The organism is Bartonella sp. AU55XJBT (assembly GCF_028618525.1).
The window spans coordinates 59,328-80,963 of sequence record NZ_JAQITC010000012.1 but is presented as its reverse complement, the minus strand read 5'-3'; the positions used below and the strand labels follow the sequence as shown (position 1 = coordinate 80,963).

Sequence of the window (21,636 nt, the reverse complement as noted above, 5' to 3'; positions counted from 1 at the left end):
CTCTTACCATATATCTCTCACCTTATCCCATCCTTATTTGATCCTTATATCCTCTTAGAGAACCTAGTGGCTGTTGTTTTCCAGAAAAAACTCTAAAAAATCAATCAGGCAGTATTATCCTTTAGAATTAAAGTCATAATACGATTTTTTATGTCTGTATAATAAGCACAAAAAATTTACAAAAAATGGCTTGTGTCTGTAGAATTTTTTATACTTTTCCTGAGATATGAGAATTAATTGTGTTGTTTTTTTCCATCATAATAAATGTTTTATGATCTTATCACCATTGCAAATGTTATGGTGTTCAAACAAAGTATCTCATAGATTTGCGCTCTTTTCTTTGCGTGATAAGAAGAGTATGAGACAAAACAGTAAAAATACAGCGATAGAGAATAGGAAGAATATGAGATATGTTTGGTTGAGGGAGAGATATCCTTTTGTCAGCGTATAGAGCAAATAGCCAGAAAATACACCGCCTAAAGCGCCGCCTATTTGCTGTAATATACGTGTGATAACTGCCGTATCTTTGATGTATAAACGATTAACATATTGAATGGGGGCAGATAGGCATACAATGGTGGCAATACCAAGCCCTATACCTCTTAGTAAGAAACCAAGCCCATCCATGCTGATTGTATAGCCAAAACATAATAAGCCAAAGCTTGAGATCAGCAAACCAATTCCTATCATGAAAAAGGGAGATTTTTCTTTCCATTTCTGGTAAATGAATTTTCTGCCGATCCATGCACCCATCCCTTGTAGAGCAAGGAGGGAACCGATGATGAGAAGGCTCTTTTCATGGAGCTCTTCCATGGCGCATGCTAAAGGGAAATAAACAAGAAAGCTATAAAAAAGAAAGGAAGAAATAAGTCCCATGATCATGAGCAATGTGTAGCGTACATTTGTAAATCCGCTAAAGACGATTAATTTGTTTGTTGCTTTCTGATTAGAAACAATGAAAAATATGAGAGAGAGTACCGCTATCAGTGCTATGAGAGAGAGGATGTTGTTGTTATTGATATTTCTGGCTTCTGTGAGATAAAAAAATGAAATAAGGGATAGGGAAAAGGCTACAAATGCCAGTAAGTTAAATTTTGTTTTGATTGTTTCGTTGCTTTTTAAATGTTTTGCACCAATGGTGAGTGCTAATAAAATAAGCGGAATATTGATAAAAAATAACAACCGCCAAGACACATACTGAGCTATGGAAGCGCCCACCAGTGGGCCAAAAGCAGGGGCGAAAACCGTTGGTACGGCTATGGTGCCCATGGCGCTTGGCGAACGCGGTCTTGTCCAAATTGTAAGGCGATAATCGTTTGGCTGAGGGGCAATAAGAGTCCTGTTCCAAAACCTTGCACGATACGGGCAGAGATAATGCTTTGAAAATCATAGCTTAATCCAACCCCCAATGATCCAAGCATAAAAATGCAGTTTGCAAGGAGCCACGTTTTTTTAACGCCTATTCTCCCTTGCAGAAAAGCTGCCATCAACAGTCCTGGCACAGTGGCGAGGAAATAGGAAGTTACAACCCATTGTATATTTTTTTCTCCCGTTGAAAAATAATGCGCAAGATTAGGAAGGATGACATTCACAATGCTACCGTCTAGCAAAGGTAGTATACTGGAGATAATGACGGTATAAATGACAGACTTTTCTGATTTGCTATAGGAATCTCTTTTTTGCATTCTTATGCCCCCTGCTGATATTCTTGACAATATTGGTTCTGCCTCATAAATCACAGGCTTTGAGAATGAATACCTGTTTGCGAGGACTGTGCTATTGGGATAAATGTGATGGGGAGTGCTGATGGCCCCCTTGTGTACAACCCCTCTTCCTCCAAAACGAAACCATGAATTAAGTTGATTTCAATAAGTTTATCGAGGAGCCTATTTGCTGTTAACTCTATTTGCATGAGAGCAAAAGCAGAACCTACACAAACGTGCATACCTGCTCCAAAGGCCAAATGATTCGCGGACTTTATAAGATTCATACCAGTCTTACCAACTCGTTTGCGTTCTGGTATAAAATTATCGGGGTCCATAAAAACATCAGGATCACGGTTAGCAGCCCCAATCATGCAAAAAACGAGGGAGTTAGCCGGTAACGAGATCCCTTTGAACTCCATCGCTTGATTGGTTTGGCGTGGTATAAGCTGAACAGGAGAAGTGAGGCGTAATGTCTCTGCGATCGCATCGCCAAGAAGTGTCCTATCATTTTGGATTTTTTCTAATTCGCTTGGGTTTGTGAGCAAATGATAAAAAAGGTAAGCTAATGTTTTATCAGCAGGCTCTATGGCGGCCAATAACATGTTAAGGACAAGTGCAACTATTTCAGAAGTTGTCATACTTTTACCATCATTTGTTTTCTGACATAAAACAGATATTAAATCTTCTGATGAATTTTTATCCCATTCTTCTATCAGTGGCGTTAGATAAGAAATGATGTTTTTGCTGCATGATAAGCTGAATTCTTTTTCTTCATCTGATTGGTTAAGGCTGGTAACAAAAGATGCGACACCCTTGTGCCACATTGATATATCCTTGTAGCGATCTATCGGTAGACCTAAGACCATTAATGTAACAAGCACGCTATAATCTTTACCGAATTCATTAATAATATCTATTCTTCCATTTGCAAGATGCGGTATAAGAAGCTGATCTATTGTATCTTCAATAATTGATGCATAGCGAGTACGGAACATTTTGCCTGTAAGTTTTGAAAGTACGGCTTGCCGCTTGCTGTGATGTTCATCTCCCTCCATTTGGGCTAATACGCGATCGCCCATTACCGGCTCTGCCCGAACGGCTAAAGGAGCTGTTGTGAAGTGGTTATCCTTCAAAATTGCGTTGACATCTTCATATCGGCCAAAAAAAATAAGCCTTAAGATTTTCGTCCCAAAGAACAGAGTCAGAAGAATGTACCGTTTGGTATGTATTGTATGGATTTTTTTGAAATTTTTTGTCCATAATATTGAATTTAATAACATGGCGTACCATTTCATTTTCCCCTTGAATTCTTAATCATAAACTGACTCTTTATTATAATTTTGTGTACATATCGAAACAATTCCATGTCCTTGTTGCCCGTCAACACAGAGAGGAGATTCTCTGCTGAGCAATAATTCTCCTACCGGCCATTCACGATGGTAGGGTAAAACTGAGCTTTCTCTGTTAAGTAAAGATGGGGTATTTATATAGAATGGTATTTCATTGAAAATATATTCAACAGAAATATTTATTTCTTCAGTTGATAATCCCACGCTTTTTGCCCGATTCCCAACCGCTTGGATTGACATTTTTCTACATAATTCATTAAATTTTAAGCTTTTTTTGTATAGATCTGTAGCTTTTGATTTTAGTATTTTGTAGTTTTCATTTTGTTTGTATTGAGAGAAGTCAAGAATGCGAAATGATTTTTCTAAATTATTAAAATCTTGAATATTGCATAATATACGCCTTATGCGATTGAGCTCCCTTTTTGTTTTTCTCTCTGCTTTAGCCTTAGGCGCTCCAGATGCCAATACAAGGAGCATTGCTGATTCTACATCTGGAAGCAATACGTCAATATCTTTAAATTTTTTTGCGCTCCAATATATGAGTTCAGTTATATATTTTTCTGAAAATCTTGAGTTGAATGGACTTATACCGATCATAAGATGCTGTTTCATCGCGATTAAACGAGAACAGTTTTCCGATTGCCCCCTTATAGAAAATGAAAAGCAGCTATTAACATCTATTTCTTGCAAATGCACATCAACACCCCTCCCCGCCTTCTATCATGATTATTGCGGAAATATAATTTAATTAATAAATAATTATCGAATCATTGTCCTATTATATAACAAATACGGTACATCGTAAAGGCAATTGCGGATAGTTTGTCTGTTAAGTTACTATAAAATACATACGGGTATTTATAACATCTTAGTTATGGATATAAGCGAACTTTCAAATTCGACGGTTAGGGTTTTATGCCTGTTCCAGTTCGGCTCAATTCATTCTAGAAAGCTTATTTTATTGCATGATGAGATAAATAGACGTGAGATAGCTTGAATTTACTTTTTGCTTTTTTCATAAAAAGCAGGAGAGAGAGAAAAGCAGCGCTGATGGATGCAATGCTTAAGAGTTGCCAAACCGATAAGCCAAAAACAGCTTTGTTGTATAAGAGAGAACCGAAGTAACTGCCTGCCATTCCTCCAAAAGCACTCGATAAACTCATGATGCCAAATGCGCTCGCAATGAGGCGTTCATCTATATTTGTGGCCTCATAATCGAGGCGTATGCGCATAATGATTTCGGCAAAGGTAAAAAGCACAATCGCTAAAAAAAGGCTAAGGTAAGAGTGATAAAGAGCGTGGAGAATAAAGAATGAGAGGGTAAAAAATATAAAGGATAATACTGGCGTTTTGGAATTTTCCCGACAAGACCATCTTCAGACAGGTATTTGGAAAAAGATGACAATAAGAGCATTGAGGAGAAAAATGTATGAGGGGATATTTTTACCAAAAGTTTGGTCACCAAACAGCGGTATTGTGACTTCAAGTTGTATGTAAAAAAGAGAAATAAAAACGTAAAATGATCATCGATATCTCTTTTTTGTAAACCCACACGTTCCATCCATCTGCGTTATACCACAATGAATAAGCGCAAGATTCCCATTCATTAAAATAAATGGGGCTATCGTCATATTATATCGTAGATTTTGGGGCTTATGAAATTAAAAAAAATATACAATATCTGCAGCTGTCTTATTCTAAAACCGATAAGAGAGTCTTTTCAGTTTAAGGTTGTTCCTAGGTGCTTTGTCGTTTTTCTCACTTTTATCAAAGCTTAAAATTGGCTTTTGAGAAATTTTTGCTGCGTTGAAAAAATCGAGAAAATATTGTAAAAAAGCTGCACATATAGTGCAGCTTTTTATCGGTTTGTTTTGATGGAGAGGCACAAGTTTTTAAAGTGTTAAGAAAATTGCTACTTTTTAAAGTTTGAAAATATCCTTGCGGCTTCTGTAACCATAATAACCACAAACACTGGAAATGATGGCGCCTATCAGACTGCCTAAAAAGCCCCACCATCCCATATGTGATGCTTTTGTTGTGGCTTTATCAGCTACGTAAAGGGCATTTTTTGCTTGTGTATCAAGCTTTTGTGATAAGGTATCAGCTTGTTTTTCTAGTGCTTTGAGGGTTTGTTCTGTTTTTTCCTCTGCCCCTTGATAGACATGAAGGGCACGGTTGGCTGCTGTTTGTGCATCTGTATGCGACATGTCATTGTTCATGAGGGCTTTGATGATATCACTTTGATTAAATTTTTCTGTCAGAGCTTCTATGCGATCAGAAAGGCGATCCCCTAGATTTTTCAGAGTGGTGCGATAATGCGAAGGATCATTTTTGAAAGCGGTTATTGCAGAACCAATATCGTTGAGTGCAGCTTGATAAGTTTGTTTTAAGCGATCAGGATTGAGAGCCGGAATATCGCTTTTGTGGAGAAGGGTGCGCAATTCATTGCCCAGTTTATCAAAATTAATCCCATTGTCACGGTTTTCTGCAAAAAACTTTTCAAAACTTTCGCTGTTGATTTTTGAAAGGAGGGAGGGGAGGCTGTCGACGGTTTGTTCTATCATAGAAGTGCTTTTTCCAACCGCTTTAGCGCTTAAGTTTGCTGTACTAGAAACCACGTGAATGGCTTGGAATGTCATCAGCAGTGTTACGAGAGCCCAAGTTAAAAAACCATGAAGAGCTCCAGAGATTTCAGCAAAACGTCCCGCTATAAAACCGCCACTTGCAAGACTGATCACCATAACGATAAGAGACCCAATGCCCATCGAGAGAAAAGAACCTCTAAAAGGGGAGGACGAAGTAAAGTCCATTTGACTTAAGCCTAAAGCTGCTATGAGAAAAGAGAGGCAGATTGAGGTGGCAAGAGCCGTAACCAGTCCAGCAAAAATGGCGGACCATGAAATAGGGGTATGAAAAAATGAATATTTTGTGTCTAGAGATGTTTCTTCTAGAAAATTCGTATCGAAAGGTGTTTTTTCAGGAATGCGGGTTTCCATGTTTTATCTCCTTGAATATGCTGGAGATACAATGTCTTTTTGCCAATTATGTTCCAAATTTATGGTCCATAATGGACAATTTAGCTGCTACAAGGTGAATCGGAGAGATCTCAAGTTAAGATTGCAAACATCATGGTGGAGCGTTTTTTAATTTTTGTTTAAAGCGCATTTATCGAGCATTTTAGTTGAGTGTAAAAAAAGGGGCGTGAAAGTGATAAAATGGGGGGCTTTACGAGGGTATAGAACAAAGTAATATGGAATGTTTTTTTTGTTCCTATTCTGTCATCAAGTTTGAATTTGTGTCTTATGACAACGTCTTGGTTGATAAAAGTGTCTTGATCGATCAACATGCGATAAGCCTTGTGAATGGGAATATCTTTCAATTAAGCAAGAGCAGAGTTTGTCTATGAGAGCAATGTATGAGAGTGCTTTCTTGGGGGGGGGGAGGATTGTATTCTTTTGACAAATGCTTTTCTTTTTGATTGTATCAAAAAATTTAAAGAGAGACCGTGTTAGGATATCAAATGTTTTGTTCAGCTTTTTTTAAAAATAGTGAAAAATATGGCCCCCTTTGTGTTGGTTTTGATCCGAGTCATAAAGTTTTGCAATCATGGAATTTGAGCTGCGATGATAAAGGTCTAAGAGATTTTTGCGATATCCTCTTAACAGCGGTTGTGGGGAAGGTGGGGATCATAAAGCCGCAAGCCGCATTTTTTGAGTTATATGGGGTGGAAGGACTCCAAATTTTGAAAGAACTTATTGAAAATGCACAAAAACAAGGTTTGTTGGTTCTCGTTGATACAAAAAGAGGGGATATTGGCTCTACCGCTGAAGCTTACGGTAAAGCTTGGCTTGGTGCCAATAGTCCCTTCAAAGCCGATGCTATAACAGTCAATCCTTTTTTAGGGTTTGATGCTCTCATTCCTTTGATAAAGATTGCAGAAGAAACAAAAACGGCTGTTTTTATGGTTGTTCAATCGTCTAATCCAGAGGGAAGACAAATTCGAAATGCTCGCATTGGCGATCAAACGGTTTCTGTTCATTTGGCGCAGCGTATTTTTGCATACAATAGCCAATCTTCAAGTCAATATCGCCATATTGGGCCTATCGGGGCAGTGATTGGCGCAACATTAGGCTGTGACGCAAAAGAGACAATTGAACAGCTAAAAAATAGCTTGTTTCTTGTTCCAGGCATTGGGGCTCAAGGGGGAACAATAACACAATTAACCCAGCAATTTCCTCAAAGGCTATGGCAGAATATTATTCCTTCAATTTCAAGGTCAATTACAGAGGTTGGTCGAAATCCTGTTGATTTAAAAAATATCATTCATAATTTTGCTGAGCAATCTAAAAACACGCTTCTCTCTTAATTTTTTGGGCTCTTGCTCTAAGGGAGAAGGCTCTTCCTTATAAAAAAGCTCCACTTTCTGACTTCGCATAGGGACTCTCTTCTCTCAATGACGATGGTTTTATGGGATAGCAGAAGAATTATTCGCTCAGGGCTCGCCTGAAGGATAAAATAAAAGCTGCTTTTATTGATTAAGGACCCTATCTAGAGGGCGCGTTTAAGAAATAAGGGTGAGGTCCTTTCGTGAAATGGGAGGCTTGAGGATATGCGTGCGTGTTCAAGAATTTGAGGAGTCGATAACTTCTCATGAAAAATAAATTCTGCAATTTTCTGAAAAACTATTTTTATGGCTAAAATCCTGAAATTATTTTACACATTAAGAGATGTTTTTGGTCGTCTATGCAACGACTAAGTGGGCCTTGAAAACCTTAAATCCGAGCGTAAAAATGAACCCACTTTATGGGTGTCTTAGAATTCCGAGGAATTTTGCACTGTCCAAGTGCTTCCCAGCACTAAAAGCGGGATGCTGACTCGGATTGAGTGTTTTCAAGCTCTCGGAATACCAATGCAAGGGCGCTCGCAACCGGAGGGGGCAAATGCAAGCTCAAAACCTTAATATTGATCTTTTTGTCGGAAAAAAATTCGCTTGAAGCGAAAAATGTTGGGAATGTCTCAAAAAACATTAGGAGACGTTTTAGAGGTAAGTTTTAACAAATTCAAAAGTATGAAAAAGGCTTAAATCGTGTAAGCGCAGGACGTTTAAAGAAAATCTCTGATATTTTGAATGTTCCGGTTTCTTTTTTTTACACGGATATCATCACAAACGAAAATGCTTCATACCATTATGATGAAATTGCCTCAAACAGAGAAGAATATTTGCTTTTAAAAAGTTTTAGAGTCCTGATCTTTGTCAAACAAAAAGCCATTTTAAAGTTGATTTCTGATCAGAATATATGATGTATGGCGCTCCCTTCTTTCTATTTCCTTCTTATCTTAAAAGATGAGGATTTTTCACGCACACTGAATTTTTTAAAAAAATCATTTGTAAACAGCCCGCTGTCTTGTCTTGCTTATGCCCTGCTGTCTTTATATGAATAGATGAGCGACGTCTCTTCATAAAGACTCGTGAAAGTATCTAGAAACATCTTATGGCAATAATGCGCTTGTTTCGCTTTGATCTTTAAAGGTTTTTAAAGTTCTACTGAACCGTCGACAATAGAAAGCTTCTAACATGTTGTTAAAAGCTTTGAGGGTGATAAAGTCATTGCAGCGTTTGTTGCTATGGGATAATGGTTATCTGTAAACGTCTATTGTTGCTAGAGAATAACATGTCATTAAAACAAGAAAAAACCAAAGCCCGTTTACCCCGTGGTTTTGTGGATCGTACAAGTGCACAATTGTATGCAAGCGAAACTATGATTGCGCAAATTCGTGAAGTTTATGAACTTTACGGTTTTGAAGCCCTTGAAACACCCATTTTTGAATATACGGATGTGTTGGGGAAGTTTTTACCGGATTCAGATCGTCCCAATGCAGGGGTCTTTTCGCTCCAAGATGATGATGAGCAATGGATGTCTTTGCGCTATGATCTGACGGCTCCTCTTGCTCGTCATTTTGCTGAAAATTTTGAAACGTTACCAAAACCTTATCGCAGTTATCGGTTGGGGTTTGTTTTTCGCAATGAAAAGCCAGGTCCAGGGCGGTTTCGGCAATTTATGCAATTTGATGCAGATATTGTCGGAACACCAACCGTTGCAGCAGATGCTGAAATTTGTATGATGGCAGCAGATAGTTTGGAAAAATTAGGTATTCAGCCGCATGAGTATGCCATTCGTTTGAATAACCGAAAAATTCTGGAAAGTGTTTTGCAGTTGATTGGCTTAGGGGAAAGCGGGCAGAGTGAAAAGCGCTTAACGGTTCTTCGAGCCATGGATAAACTGGATAAATTTGGTCCTGAAGGTGTGCGTTCGCTTTTAGGCAAGGGACGTTTGGATGAAAGTGGTGATTTTACAAAAGGGGCTGAGCTTCAAGATAAAGAGATTGAATGTATTCTTTCCTTACTCACGATAGAAGCAAAAACGGCAGAAGAAACGCTTGATGCCCTCAGAAAAATCGTTGGTCAGAGTGCGCAAGGACTTGAAGGGATTGGCGAGCTTGAGGAAATGCAAACAATCTTTGCTGCCAATGGGTATCACAATCGCATTAAAATTGACCCTTCGGTGGTTCGTGGATTGGAATATTATACGGGACCTGTTTTTGAGGCAGCATTGCTTTTTGATGTTCTCAATGATGATGGGCAAAAAGTTGTCTTTGGCTCTGTTGGGGGAGGGGGGCGTTATGATGGGTTGGTCGCGCGTTTTCGCGGGGAAAATATTCCGGCAACAGGTTTTTCAATAGGCGTTTCACGTTTGATCGCGGCCTTGCAAAATCTTGGGAAATTGCCAGCAAAAAATACTCTTGGACCCGTTGTGGTGTTGATGATGGATAAAGAGCCACAAGCTATTGCACGCTATCAAAAAATGGTAATGAAATTGCGAAATGCGGGAATTTGTGCGGAACTTTATTTAGGGGCATCGGGAATTAAAGCGCAGATGAAATATGCAGATCGGCGCAAAGCTCCTTGTGTGGTGATCCAAGGCACACAAGAACGTGAGAGTGGAAAAATACAGATCAAAGATTTGATTGAAGGGGCGCGTTTGTCTCATGAAATTAAGGATAATCAAACATGGCGTGAAAGCCGTCCTGCGCAAGTGATGGTTGATGAAGAGCAATTGGTGCAAACGGTGCAAAATATTTTATCAGCCCAAAAATGGTAATGGTTTTGTGAAAGCGATTGCTGCGAAGAGCTTGAATATTTCCCCTTCAATTTTACGATATTTTAAGGGGGGAAGTTGAAGAAAGCTTAAATGATCATTATTAATCAAGATGCTATCACGAATAGATGCTTTTAAAAATAGAAACAACACAAATTCCCTTTTCTAGGAAAATTTGTGTTGTAAAAATTTAAATAGACGGTTTTTAGTTGGAATTAGCTTTTTAAAGCTTTTAAAACATTTTGTGGTGAAGAAACTTCATAAGGATCGGTTGCACAATTGTCTGAAAAACCTGGCTCTTCGAACCATTGCTCAACCACACCGTCATGAATAACAGCAGCATAGCGCCATGATCGCATGCCGAAACCAATATTGTCTTTTGCAACCAGCATACCCATTTTGCGCGTGAATTCACCAGAGCCATCGGGAATTAACTTTACGTTTTTGAGATTTTGTTCTTTTCCCCAAGCATTCATGACAAAAGCATCATTGACGGAAAGGCAATAAATTTCATCAATACCAGCTTGTTTAAATTCATGATAGAGTTTTTCAAAATCAGGCAGCTGAAAGTTTGAGCAAGTAGGGGTAAAAGCGCCAGGAAGAGAAAAAAGAATAACACGCTTTCCTTTAAAGTAAGCATCGCTGTTAACTTCTTGCCACCGATAAGGATTATCTCCACTCACTGATTCATCGCGTACACGTGTATGAAATGTAACATTGGGAACTGTTTTTTTCATCATAAGGATGCTCCTGTATTTTTTTACGAAAATTGCGTTTTAAAACAGCCTTCATATCTAAAACCATATGGGAAAGAGCGTTTTAAATAAAAGGGCTTCTTAAAAAATTCTGATCTCTGGCAAGTGTGCAAATATTTCACACGTGCGTCAAGTGGAATTAATAGTCGACTTTGAATACTCTTCATTTTAAAATTAAAGGAAAGAATATGAAGGTATGACCAATGACCATAAAGACAATTTTGACCACAGCTTTTGAGGGGCAAAAACCGGGAACATCTGGGTTACGCAAAAAGGTGTCTGTGTTTCAACAACCCCATTATGTGGAAAATTTTATACAGTCTCTTTTTGATAATATTGGACCTCTTGAAGGAAAGCTGTTGATTCTTGGGGGGGATGGGCGCTCCTTTAATCGGACACTCCTTCAGATTGTGTTGAAGATGGCAGCAGCGCATGGCGTTTCTCGTGTTAAAATGGGAAGGGGCGGTATTCTTTCTACGCCTGCTGTTTCACATCTTATCCGTAAATACCGTGCGCATGGTGGGGTTATTCTTTCTGCAAGCCATAATCCTGGGGGGCTAGAGGGAGATTGTGGGATAAAATACAATATTGCCAACGGTGGACCTGCACCGAATTCTTTATGTGAGGCTATTTTTGCAACATCGCAACGTCTTTCCTTTTATAAAATTTTTGAAGCGCCAGATGTTAATTTAGATCGGCAAGGGATAACCTTTATGGGAGAGATGCAGATTGAGATTATTGATCCTGTTGCCGATTATGTTGCTTTGATGCAGGAGATTTTTGATTTTGATTGTATTGCCAAGGCTGTGGCTAAAGGTCTTACTTTGCGGTTTGATGCTATGCATGCGGTAACAGGGCCTTATGCCCATGAAATTTTTGAAAAATGCTTAGGATTTTCTAAAGGGACGGTGGTCAATGGAATTCCTTTGCCAGATTTTGGAGGTGGTCATCCAGATCCCAATTTGGTTTATGCTAAGGCTCTTTATGATTTATTGATGTCGGAGCAGGGGCCAGACCTTGGCGCCGCATCTGATGGTGATGGCGACCGTAACCTCATTATTGGACGTGGGCAATATGTCTCACCTTCGGATTCTTTGGCGATTATGGTGGAGAATGCACACCTCATTAAAGGTTATCAAAAAGGCATTGTAGGGGTTGCTCGCTCTATGCCAACAACGCCTGCTGCGGATTTGGTTGCTGAAAAACTCGGATTAAACTTTTTTGAAACGCCAACAGGGTGGAAGTTTTTTGGAACGCTTCTGGATGCGGAGAAAGTAACCTTTTGTGGTGAAGAAAGCTTTGGAACCGGCTCTCATCATATCCGTGAAAAAGATGGTTTATGGGCTGTCTTATTTTGGTTAAATCTTTTAGCAGTAACAGGGAAAACTGTTGCACAAATTGTGCAACAGCATTGGCGTACCTATGGGCGCTTTTACGCACTGCGTCATGATTATGAAGAAGTTGAAGAAGATAAAACTTTGGCTTTACTCGAACACTTGCGGGGGCATTTACCACAAGCTGGAACAGAAATTGCTGGATTTTTGGTCAAAAAAGCAGATGATTTTACCTATCATGATCCTGTTGATCAGAGCATTAGCACGCGGCAAGGTATCCGTATTTTTTTCGAGAATGGCGCACGGTTGGTGGTCCGTTTATCAGGGACAGGGACGCTAGGCGCTACCTTACGGCTTTATTTTGAACAATATGAAAGGGATCCGCGCAGACATAATTTAAATCCCCAAGACGTTCTGCAGCCTTTGCAACAGGTGGCCCTAAAACTGTTGAACATACAACAAGAATTGGGACGAGACCATCCTGATATTATTACATGAGATCATTGGAATGTTTTTCTGACTTGCAAGGATATCGTGATTGATTACCTTCGAAAGGCGTTGGTTGATTCAATATAAGAGAATCTTATGGTCTACGGGGGTATTGTGCAATGATCGATCATCCTTATTAAAGGCATCGATTGTTGTATGGGATGATCGCATTTATGAACATAGGGGGCGGATTGAGGGGAAATAAAAGAACATGGTTTTCTAAAATAATGGACAATAAGCTCTTCTTGCTTTATGACCAGTTATTGTGAATGATTTTTCTTAAAAGAGGGGAATTTATGACCCAATATCCCAAATGTCCTCGTTGTGATTGTCTTTATACTTATGAAGAGGGTGAAAATTTTGTGTGTCCTGAATGCGCGCATGAATGGCCCCAAAAGAGCGACGATACTGTTCTTTCCGAGATTGTTTATGATGCTAATGGTCAAATCTTGACCAATGGAGATACCGTTATGGTGATAAAAGATCTGAAAGTAAAAGGCGCTTCCTCTGTTTTAAAAGGTGGGACGAAGGTCAAGAATATTCGCTTGGTGGACGGGGATCATAATATTGATTGCAAAATTCCTGGGATTGGACAGATGGGTTTAAAGTCGGAATTTGTTAAAAAAGTTTAAGTGTTTATCCTCTTGCAATTGTTTTGCTTTTCGTTGGTTTTCTATTTTCATATTTTGCTTTTAACAGATCATTTCCAAAACAACTCTCATAGATTTGGCTTTAATGTATTTATTTTTTACAGATCTTGATATTTTTGCGTCTTAATTTATGGAGTTGAGATTGACGATGATAGAGGGAAAATTCTTGATTTCAAGAAGAGAAAAAGTCGCTATGATCTTTAAAAAAATATCTTTCTTAAGATGTTTAAACCTCTTTCGTAATGAGACTTATGAAAATGGTATAGGGCAAGCGCCGTTGAGCGTTATCATTTTTATGTTTCATAAAAGTGCAAGACGACATCATGACATACTTTACCTGTTCTCAATGTTGCAACAGTTCTTATATTTGCTCCTATGTTGCATCCTTATATTTAAAAATTTTTATAAGGGGTATTTTAAAAATCGTTTTGATGATCATCTAATTGGTGATGGGTAAGCCAATGATTTTGGTTGATGCAATAAACAGAATTAAAAGGAGAAGATTGTCAGGATTCCCATTCAAGGTGTAAAAAAGTGTGAACCTTGTCGATCGTTTGCTACAGAAGCATTTTGCAGGATTTTGTCGTCGGAAATACTGAAAATGATGGGACACAAGGGAGACTAAGTGTGTGCCCTGTCTTACACTGTTTTTTTGCTGTAATGAATTCCTTGTTTTGGAGGATAAAGTTGCATGACAAGGGCGACAAAATAAATTTAAAGTGGCATCCCCGCCGTTACGTTATCCTTGCATGTATGTGATGCGTTCCTTGAAACCACTTATGCTTCTTAAAGGGGGCGGTTAGATCTTTAAAGGTCTATGGGGAGATGATAAGAAACCTATCATTGTACAGATTTTTTGAAACCGTATTGTACTTTTATAACAGCATGGCTGCTCTCTAAAATTATGAGGGATAAAATAGCACAAGATTTTTGACCCTCATATTTCTAGCGCTGTTAAAGAAAGACAATCTGTGTGGTCGTTTTACCTATTGAGATCAATATTTATTGTGGCATGGCTTCAACGCCTAAAACTTCAGGGATAAAATGGCGTAAAAGATTTTCAATCCCATGTTTGAGTGTTGCTGTTGAAGAGGGACATCCAGCGCAGGCCCCCCGCATATTGAGGTAAACAATCCCATTTTCAAACCCGCGAAAAGTAATATCGCCTCCATCATTGGCAACGGCTGGACGAATACGTGTTTCAAGTAGCTCTTTAATGGTTAAAACAATATCAGCGTCTTTTTCGTCATAAAATTCTTCGTTAAGGGCATGGGCTTTTGCTTGTGTTGTCGCGCTGGTGGTGATGACAGGCTCATTGGATAGAAAATGTTCCATAATTGTGCCTAAGATAATGGGTTTGAGATGTTGCCATTCCCCTTCTTTTTTGCTTATGGTGATAAAATCATAGCCCAAAAAGACACCATTGACATTGGGAATATTAAACAGTTTAGCTGCCAAAGGTGAGTTTTTAGCTGCTTCTTCATGGTTACGGAATTCTAAGACGCCCTCCGAAAGAACCACGCGCCCTGGTAGAAATTTAAGTGTAGCAGGGTTGGGGGTGGTTTCAGTTTGAATAAACATAATCTCTCCTTTTATCATGAAGGATCAGAAAAATCATACCATTTTAAAATATTATATTTTTTAAGCAATCGATTGAATATCTTCATCCGCAAGATTGCTGGGAATGACAATGACAGGGATCGAAAAAGCTGTCCCTCTATTTCCGATTAATTGAACAAGGGGGCCTGGTCCTTCTGTATGGCCACTGGCAGCTAAAACAATCAGTGCAATTCTTTTATCTTCGTCGATCAGTTTAGAAATTTCATCAATTTTTTTTCCTTCACGCACCACTATTTCTGTTTCCAGTGCATGGGTGGTACGGACTTCACTGGCAATGTCTCCTAATATCTTATGAGCACTTTGCGTTGATTCTGTACGCATAACATTGTTTACACCCAAAAAATGTTGAAATTCTGCACTATCAACAATACAAAGCAAGACCAAAGTTCTCTTGGTGTTTTGGGCATGTTGTGCGGCGAACGCAACGGCACGCCGACACTCTGGTGTCTCATCGATGATGACGAGGTTTTTTTTCTTGGGTTCTTTTTTCGGATTTTTGGGTTTAGAAATCATGCACTTTCTCTATTTTGTACAAATGACTTTTTTTGCTCTCTACAGTTTTTAGGGGTATTGTTTTTATGTATTGTGCAAAAATCCAACAATTTCACGAATTTTTTTCATATTTTCTTCTGCAAGCATACTAGCACGTTCTGCGCCATCATGCAAAATGGAGTCAATATAACCGCTTTCTTGGTGAAGGCGACGTAATTCTCCTGTTATAGGGGCAAGCTTATGGACGGCAAGGTCCGCTAGCGCTGTTTTAAAATGGGAAAATTGATGACCAGAAAACTCTAAAAGAACTTTTTCCTTACTAACTTTGGCAAAGGCGGCGTAAATACCAAGCAGGTTATCCACTTCTGGTCGTTCTTTTAAAGTGTCAAGAGAATCTGGAAGAGGCGCAGAATCTGTTTTGGCTTTACGTATTTTTTGGGCAATAAGATCTGCATCATCGGTCAAATTAATCCGTGAGAAATCTGAAGGATCTGATTTTGACATTTTTTTTGTTCCATCACGCAAGGACATAACGCGTGGGGCTGTTGTTCCAATCAGCGCTTCTGGGAGGGGAAAAAAGCCTTGTCTTTTTTCTTCATCCGTTGGCATAGAAATGCCAAAATTTAAGTCAGCAATACGGTGTGCGTAATCATTGTTAAATTTTTGTGCAATATCGCGTGTGAGCTCAACATGCTGTTTTTGATCTTCCCCTACCGGAACATGTGTTGCACGATAGAGTAAAATATCGGCAGCCATCAACGTGGGATAGGCAAAAAGCCCAAGGGATGCTTTTTCGCGATCTTTTCCTGCTTTATCTTTAAATTGTGTCATACGTTGAAGCCAGCCAATGCGGGCAACACAATTTAAAATCCAGGCGAGTTCCGCATGTTGAAAAACAAGTGATTGGTTGAAAATAATGTGTTTTTGGGGATCAACACCGGCGGCTAGAAAGGCGGCTGTCACTGTTCTGGTGGATTCGCGTAAAATAAGGGGATCTGGGTTGACGGTGAGCGCATGCATATCCACAACACAATAGAGGCAGTGATAAGTGTTTTGTAGTTCAACCCAATTTTGAAGGGCTCCAAGATAATTGCCAAGATGTAAGTGACCACTCGGTTGTACGCCGGAAAAAACAAGGGGAGTGAAGGTATCCATAGGAGTGCGCTTTCTCATTTAAGGTTATTCGTTTTATTATTTTTGACAAAGTATAGAGATTATAGACGTTTTTTCAAATTTTTAAGCGTGTGAAAAAAGGAACGGGGGTTGGATAAAAAATAGGCCATAAAATAGAGCAAGAATATGCTAAGCATGATCCCTGCTAAGGTGCTGGTGCGCAAGAAAAAGGAGGCTTTTGAGGATAAAGGAAAAGATAAAAATCCAAACACATTTAATCCGTAATAGAGGGCGAGTGCACTCAAAAGGGAAGCGATCATGAGGCATAATATTCGCTTGATCAGTTGGGCGTCGTATTTCCAATACCCCCGTTTGATAAGGACTCCCCAAAGCAGTAGTGTATTAACCCATCCAGAAGTAATTTCCGCAATAACAATGCCGCGTGCTGAAAAAGAAGGAAATAATGTTAAAGCGAGGCTGATATTGATGAAAACACAAATGCCCGTAAAAATCATCGGTGTTTTGGTATCTTCATGGGCAAAGAAATTAGGAATAAAGACCTTGATGAGAACAAAAGCTGGAAGTCCTAGTCCATAAAGTTCCAATAATTGTGCGACATGTTGTGTTGAGTGATCAGTAAACTGTCCACGCTCAAAGAGTAAACTCACAATGGGGGAGGACAGCAGCAAAAAAGCGATGGATGCTGGGAGTGTTAACAATAGCGTTAATTCAATAGAGCGGTTTTGCAAATGGTGGGTTTCTTCATGCTTTTTGCTCCGTAAAGCGCGGGTTAATTCTGGCAAAAGAACGGTTGCAACGGCAATGGCAATCACGCCTAGAGGCAATTGATAAAGGCGATCAGCATACATCAAAGAAGAGACAGCCCCTGATTGACAAGACGCAATGTTGGTATTGATGAGCAAATTAATTTGCGTGATACCACCCGTGATGGCTGCCGGGAACGCTAAGGTTAATAGCTTGCGAACATTAGGGGTTAAATGGGGACGACGGAAGAAAATTTTCATGCCGCTTTGTCGTAAAGCAACAGCAATTAAGGCCAGTTGAAGTAGCCCTGCGGCCAACACACCCCAAGAGAGATTTAAGCCGATATGCCAAGCATCAAGTTGATAGATCCAAGCATAGGCCAATACACCAATCAGAATGATATTTAAAAAGAGGGGGGCAACGGCGGCAATAAAATAGCGGCGCAGAGCATTGAGCATACCCCCCATCATCGCGGCCAGCGACATGCAGGTTAAATAGGGAAACATGATCGCAGTAAAGTGAATTGTGGCGTTAAACTTTGTTGCATCTTCACTAAAACCTGGTGCAATAATGGTTCGTACCAAAAAAGGCATACTGAGTTCCATCGCAATCGTTAACAGTAAAAGAAGAGAAAAGAGAACGCCAAAGACTTCTTCTGCAAATTTGCAGGCAGATTCTTGACCATCTTCTGTGATCTTTTTTGAAAAAAGAGGAATGAAAGCGGCATTAAAGGCGCCTTCAGCAAAAAAACGGCGAAATGTGTTGGGAAAACGAAAAGCAGCATTAAAGGCATCAGAAACAGGACCAGTCCCTAAGGCTGCTGCCATAAGCATTTCACGGACGAAGCCAAAAATACGGCTCATGAGAGTTCCGGAAGCAACTGTTGCAATTTTTTTAATTAATGTCATAAGATATATCGGGTTTGTGGTAAAAAAGAAGCGGTGACAGGAGAAATAAGCCGTTTTAAATCGTGAAAATCTGATCTGTATACCCATACAAGAATATATTTGTATAGCGTTTTACGACGGTGTTTGTCTTTCTGTCAACAATGGTTGCGTGAAGACTTTTAACATGCTCCTTGTTTTATTGTTGCCTTACAATTTTTATTGTTGCCATAAAATCATTAAAATTTCTTTTTCAAATTGGAATATGGAAGTGATGTCATAAAAGTTCTGAGATATAGAATGATCATTTCTCTTTAGGGGAGTAATGTTTATGAAGCCTGCAATCCAATGGCATTGTGTTTTACGTGAGGGATGTGATCCCTATTTTAAAGAACGCAAATAAAAAAGAACGCAAATAAAAGTGTGAAGCAATGCGCAATTTTCATGTTTTAAAAGACAGAGGGCTTTTAATGCTTTTAAAAGCTTGTCAGGCTGAGCTAAAAGGTTAAGGCAAAGCGTGTGATAGTTTTTTCACTTTTACGGTTTTATGCTCTCCCCAAATGAGCCGGAATTCCGGTTTCAGAGATTCCATCAACAGAGGATGACAAGACGTAATCTTTCAACAGCATCTTGCCTATTTAAATTTTTGGCATCATGGATGGCGATAAAATCTGAGCAAATCAATAAAGTTTCTCCTTATATGTTTTTCAAATCTTGTTGACGCACGATTGATTTGCCGATGAAGACAGAGGGGGAAGGCGATCTTTTTTACCAGAGAGGGCAAAAAAATGAAAGCTTATATGAATTTTTAGAAAGTCATGGCTTTTGCGTGCTGCATCTTGTGAGAGGAAATATTTTCTTGTCTCTTGAGGTTTTGATGGATACTTTCCGTTATTTTTTGTGTTTTATTTGCTTCTTTATCAAGCGAGTTCGACCTTGTTTTTTCAGTGTTTTTCTTGAGCCCTTGATGCGGGAGAGATTGATGCTGGTTTGGCGCTGAGCGCTCATTCAATGGGTGGTCATAAAAATCCATGGAGTGTATGTTATGTTCTATCTCTTTTGTTTGCTTGACGATTGCCAGAATCTCTTTTGCTTTGATGGCTGATGTGCCAAGACTTTTCGCAAGCTTTTCGGGATTATTTTCTTTTATCGCTTCATGCTCGCTTGAGGATAAGCGTTCATTGATTTTTTTGATATAATTCTTTATTTCCGCCCTTAATTGAGGAGAGTTTGATAATGTTGCTTGCTGCTGTTCTTTTGGCAAGGAAAGCAGATTTTGCATCCAAACCTTAGGCATTGCGACCGACTGTTCACTGCGTCTTTGTTTGGCGTGATGGTCATGGAGAATGTCTCTTTCTGCTTGTTTAAAAATATCGATATAACACTCAATGGCTCTACAGAGGGGAAAAATATTGGCTTCAGCTTTGGTGCGGGCGTTATTTTTTATGCCAAATCTATTGCTTCCAGACAACTGAGCAATCGATTGAGGAGATGTGGCAATTTGATCGGTAAGCTGTTCTCCTTCCCTTTGATTTTCATGAATCCTTTCAATTCTTTCCTGTAAAATATGTCGATTGCCATAAATGATTTGGCACAAAGTCTCGATTTCTGTTCTTCTTGCTTGAAGTGATGTGTTGTTTTTTATCCTTGTGGCCATTTCGTTGCTGGTAAGGGGAGCTATTTTCTTGGCGGGGATCAGCACTTCTTGCTGGTGTTGAGCGCTTGGTGCTGTAAAGGAGAGGGCGTCACCCATGTTTAATGTTTGCATTGGCTCGGGTGTGCGCTCTTCTTTCGTTTTTGTCCCTGTGTCCCAGTATGCCATTACTTTTTGGGGGCGTTGTTTGGCTCTTTCTTGATGATCAGAGCCTGTTTCCTTTGTCATTTGGACAGATACTTGATCATTTGTCGCTGTCTTGTTGGTCTGTAAAATGGTTTCTTGGAAATCTTTTTGTGTTTGACTCATAGAGGAAGCAGATTGAGCCCTTTGTTCTTTTTCTTGCAGACTTTGGGATATAATTTCAACGTTGTTCTGTAAAGCATGAGGGGCAACCCATAAGGCAAAATGCGCGTTTTCTCTCCTCTTGGTTGGAATGGATGGGGTGTCTCGATTTTTTTCAGTTATTTCATCGTGTGTGTGAGAGGCTCTTTTTTCTTCTGAAAGCAATGTGTTGGGCTGGGTTTTTTGCTGGGTTTTTTGCGGGCTTTGAGCTTTTGATGCTGTAAAGGAGAAGGTTTCACCACTTGTTAATGTTTGTATTTGTTCTGGTGTGAGATCTTTTTTATTTCCCAAGATAAGAGTCCCTTGAGCATCCATCATGAAACCATTGGCTCCACAGCCTCTATAGGTACCATGATAGGTTTCTCCTTCTTTTGCGACGACAGCGAGATAATAATTTCTTTCACCCATTCCAAGCTTTCTCATAGAGTTGGTGAATTCTTGTAAAATGAGCAATTTTTCTGGATTAGAGATATCCTCAAGCAGATGCTTCATGGGTTCTGGATCGCCACGTTCCATGGCGGCTGCGCGGACAAAGTCTTTGCGCTTTTTGCTCACAACAGAAAAGTCGAGCTCATGTCCTGCTGCTTGAGCGAGTTTTTCAACAAACAGTCTCTTTGTACGCCTATTGCCCTCTCTGAAAGGATGCAAGTGGTGTAAATCGATCATTATTTCAGCAGCATGTTCAACAAATTCTTCGCGGGATAAGCCTTGTAAATTCTTTTTTTCAGCAAGTGTTTTATCTAACTTTTCTAGTCCCTCTTGTATTTTTCTGCCAATCGCAAAAGGTTTTGTAAATTCTTTTCGCTTCAAAATGGGCATAGAAGCAACAGTGCTATCTTCAAAGGTAAAAGGTGCTTGGCGGGTTTGGCCAGCCCATTCAAATGCACGAGAAAAGAGGCGGTGATGAAGATATTTGAGATAGGCGGTATCAAATTGCTCTGGTGGGGGCTCTTGGCGCAGTTTGATTATTTCTTTTTTTACATCATCACAACAGCGTTCTTTCAATATTTCTTTATCTTTAATGCGGTATTTATTTTTAAGCACTTTGCTATTGGGATAAAAGAAATTTTGCGCTTCTTCATTGATTTGTTTTAAAACGGCTGCATTCATTGCAGGGTGTTGTTCTTGCAATTCTTCCTGTTGGGAGGTGGCACCCTGTTCTGTGTTGTCTTTCATGCATATTTCCTTTCAAGTTTTTAATATTTATTTTTTAAAAAGCTTCTTTTTTACATTTTTTGTCTTATGTTATTTTTATAAGCGTTTTCTCATTCTTCAAAGAAGAGTACCGATTTGAATGATGGGAAAAATTTGACTCTCTTCGCA

At 39.3% G+C, this 21,636-nt stretch carries 14 protein-coding genes and 2 pseudogenes; 5 read left to right on the top strand and 11 right to left on the bottom strand.

The window, feature by feature from the left end:
* Positions 1–318: 318 nt before the first annotated feature.
* The 5 genes and pseudogenes from PVV70_RS07445 to PVV70_RS07420 form a co-directional block, all read right to left on the bottom strand.
* A pseudogene (locus PVV70_RS07445) lies at positions 319–1,685 on the bottom strand (MFS transporter).
* A gap of 50 nt (positions 1,686–1,735) precedes the next feature.
* Positions 1,736–3,001, bottom strand: coding sequence for a cytochrome P450 (locus PVV70_RS07435; RefSeq protein ID WP_273758632.1), 1,266 nt, complete (start codon positions 2,999–3,001; stop codon positions 1,736–1,738).
* A 15-nt stretch (positions 3,002–3,016) separates the two neighbouring features.
* The gene (locus PVV70_RS07430) at positions 3,017–3,751 is read right to left on the bottom strand and encodes a tRNA-dependent cyclodipeptide synthase (protein ID WP_273758631.1); all 735 of its coding nucleotides are present in this window, start codon (positions 3,749–3,751) and stop codon (positions 3,017–3,019) included.
* 257 nt (positions 3,752–4,008) lie between these two features.
* A complete protein-coding gene (locus PVV70_RS07425; RefSeq protein ID WP_273758630.1) occupies positions 4,009–4,287 on the bottom strand; it encodes a hypothetical protein in 279 nt (92 codons plus the stop codon).
* A gap of 687 nt (positions 4,288–4,974) precedes the next feature.
* The gene (locus PVV70_RS07420) at positions 4,975–6,051 is read right to left on the bottom strand and encodes a YrzE family protein (RefSeq protein WP_273758629.1); all 1,077 of its coding nucleotides are present in this window, start codon (positions 6,049–6,051) and stop codon (positions 4,975–4,977) included.
* Positions 6,052–6,575: 524 nt separating this feature from the next.
* Here PVV70_RS07420 and pyrF point away from each other — a divergent pair.
* From pyrF to hisS, 3 genes and pseudogenes are all read left to right on the top strand, one after another.
* A complete protein-coding gene (gene pyrF, locus PVV70_RS07415; RefSeq protein ID WP_273758628.1) occupies positions 6,576–7,421 on the top strand; it encodes an orotidine-5'-phosphate decarboxylase in 846 nt (281 codons plus the stop codon).
* Positions 7,422–7,995: 574 nt separating this feature from the next.
* Positions 7,996–8,356 (top strand): annotated as a pseudogene (locus PVV70_RS07410) (helix-turn-helix domain-containing protein).
* Positions 8,357–8,727: 371 nt separating this feature from the next.
* Positions 8,728–10,215: a histidine--tRNA ligase gene (hisS, locus tag PVV70_RS07405; protein ID WP_273758627.1), complete on the top strand. Its 1,488-nt coding sequence runs from the start codon at positions 8,728–8,730 to the stop codon at positions 10,213–10,215.
* A gap of 212 nt (positions 10,216–10,427) precedes the next feature.
* On the opposite strand, the gene PVV70_RS07400 is transcribed toward hisS, so the two are convergent.
* Complete coding sequence (locus tag PVV70_RS07400) at positions 10,428–10,952, bottom strand: peroxiredoxin (RefSeq protein ID WP_273758626.1); 525 nt, start codon at positions 10,950–10,952, stop codon at positions 10,428–10,430.
* Positions 10,953–11,170: 218 nt separating this feature from the next.
* Here PVV70_RS07400 and PVV70_RS07395 point away from each other — a divergent pair, with 218 nt between their 5' ends.
* Positions 11,171–12,799 (top strand): alpha-D-glucose phosphate-specific phosphoglucomutase, encoded by a 1,629-nt coding sequence (locus PVV70_RS07395; protein ID WP_273758625.1) that lies wholly within the window; start codon positions 11,171–11,173, stop codon positions 12,797–12,799.
* A 287-nt stretch (positions 12,800–13,086) separates the two neighbouring features.
* Entirely contained in the window at positions 13,087–13,422 is a 336-nt protein-coding gene (locus tag PVV70_RS07390) for a zinc ribbon domain-containing protein YjdM (RefSeq protein WP_273758624.1), read from the top strand.
* 1,020 nt (positions 13,423–14,442) lie between these two features.
* On the opposite strand, the gene PVV70_RS07385 is transcribed toward PVV70_RS07390, so the two are convergent.
* The 5 genes from PVV70_RS07385 to PVV70_RS07365 form a co-directional block, all read right to left on the bottom strand.
* On the bottom strand, positions 14,443–15,021 hold the full coding sequence (locus PVV70_RS07385) for a NifU family protein (RefSeq protein ID WP_273758623.1): 579 nt from the start codon (positions 15,019–15,021) through the stop codon (positions 14,443–14,445).
* A gap of 60 nt (positions 15,022–15,081) precedes the next feature.
* Positions 15,082–15,573: a universal stress protein gene (locus PVV70_RS07380; RefSeq protein ID WP_273758622.1), complete on the bottom strand. Its 492-nt coding sequence runs from the start codon at positions 15,571–15,573 to the stop codon at positions 15,082–15,084.
* 63 nt (positions 15,574–15,636) lie between these two features.
* Positions 15,637–16,707, bottom strand: coding sequence for a tryptophan--tRNA ligase (gene trpS / locus PVV70_RS07375; RefSeq protein ID WP_273758637.1), 1,071 nt, complete (start codon positions 16,705–16,707; stop codon positions 15,637–15,639).
* A gap of 59 nt (positions 16,708–16,766) precedes the next feature.
* On the bottom strand, positions 16,767–18,338 hold the full coding sequence (murJ, locus tag PVV70_RS07370; protein ID WP_273758621.1) for a murein biosynthesis integral membrane protein MurJ: 1,572 nt from the start codon (positions 18,336–18,338) through the stop codon (positions 16,767–16,769).
* Positions 18,339–19,122: 784 nt separating this feature from the next.
* Positions 19,123–21,489: a BID domain-containing T4SS effector gene (locus PVV70_RS07365; RefSeq protein ID WP_273758620.1), complete on the bottom strand. Its 2,367-nt coding sequence runs from the start codon at positions 21,487–21,489 to the stop codon at positions 19,123–19,125.
* Positions 21,490–21,636: the final 147 nt, after the last annotated feature.

Bases quoted from the DNA above. Each gene is read 5' to 3' on its own strand.
- PVV70_RS07435 (WP_273758632.1), bottom strand. From the start codon at position 3,001: ATGAAATGGTACGCCATGTTATTAAATTCAATATTATGGACAAAAAAT.
- PVV70_RS07425 (WP_273758630.1), bottom strand. From the start codon at position 4,287: ATGCGCATACGCCTCGATTATGAGGCCACAAATATAGATGAACGCCTC.
- PVV70_RS07420 (WP_273758629.1), bottom strand. From the start codon at position 6,051: ATGGAAACCCGCATTCCTGAAAAAACACCTTTCGATACGAATTTTCTA.
- pyrF (WP_273758628.1), top strand. From the start codon at position 6,576: ATGTTTTGTTCAGCTTTTTTTAAAAATAGTGAAAAATATGGCCCCCTT.
- hisS (WP_273758627.1), top strand. From the start codon at position 8,728: ATGTCATTAAAACAAGAAAAAACCAAAGCCCGTTTACCCCGTGGTTTT.
- PVV70_RS07400 (WP_273758626.1), bottom strand. From the start codon at position 10,952: ATGATGAAAAAAACAGTTCCCAATGTTACATTTCATACACGTGTACGC.
- PVV70_RS07395 (WP_273758625.1), top strand. From the start codon at position 11,171: ATGACCATAAAGACAATTTTGACCACAGCTTTTGAGGGGCAAAAACCG.
- PVV70_RS07390 (WP_273758624.1), top strand. From the start codon at position 13,087: ATGACCCAATATCCCAAATGTCCTCGTTGTGATTGTCTTTATACTTAT.
- PVV70_RS07385 (WP_273758623.1), bottom strand. From the start codon at position 15,021: ATGTTTATTCAAACTGAAACCACCCCCAACCCTGCTACACTTAAATTT.
- PVV70_RS07380 (WP_273758622.1), bottom strand. From the start codon at position 15,573: ATGATTTCTAAACCCAAAAATCCGAAAAAAGAACCCAAGAAAAAAAAC.
- trpS (WP_273758637.1), bottom strand. From the start codon at position 16,707: ATGGATACCTTCACTCCCCTTGTTTTTTCCGGCGTACAACCGAGTGGT.
- murJ (WP_273758621.1), bottom strand. From the start codon at position 18,338: ATGACATTAATTAAAAAAATTGCAACAGTTGCTTCCGGAACTCTCATG.
- PVV70_RS07365 (WP_273758620.1), bottom strand. From the start codon at position 21,489: ATGAAAGACAACACAGAACAGGGTGCCACCTCCCAACAGGAAGAATTG.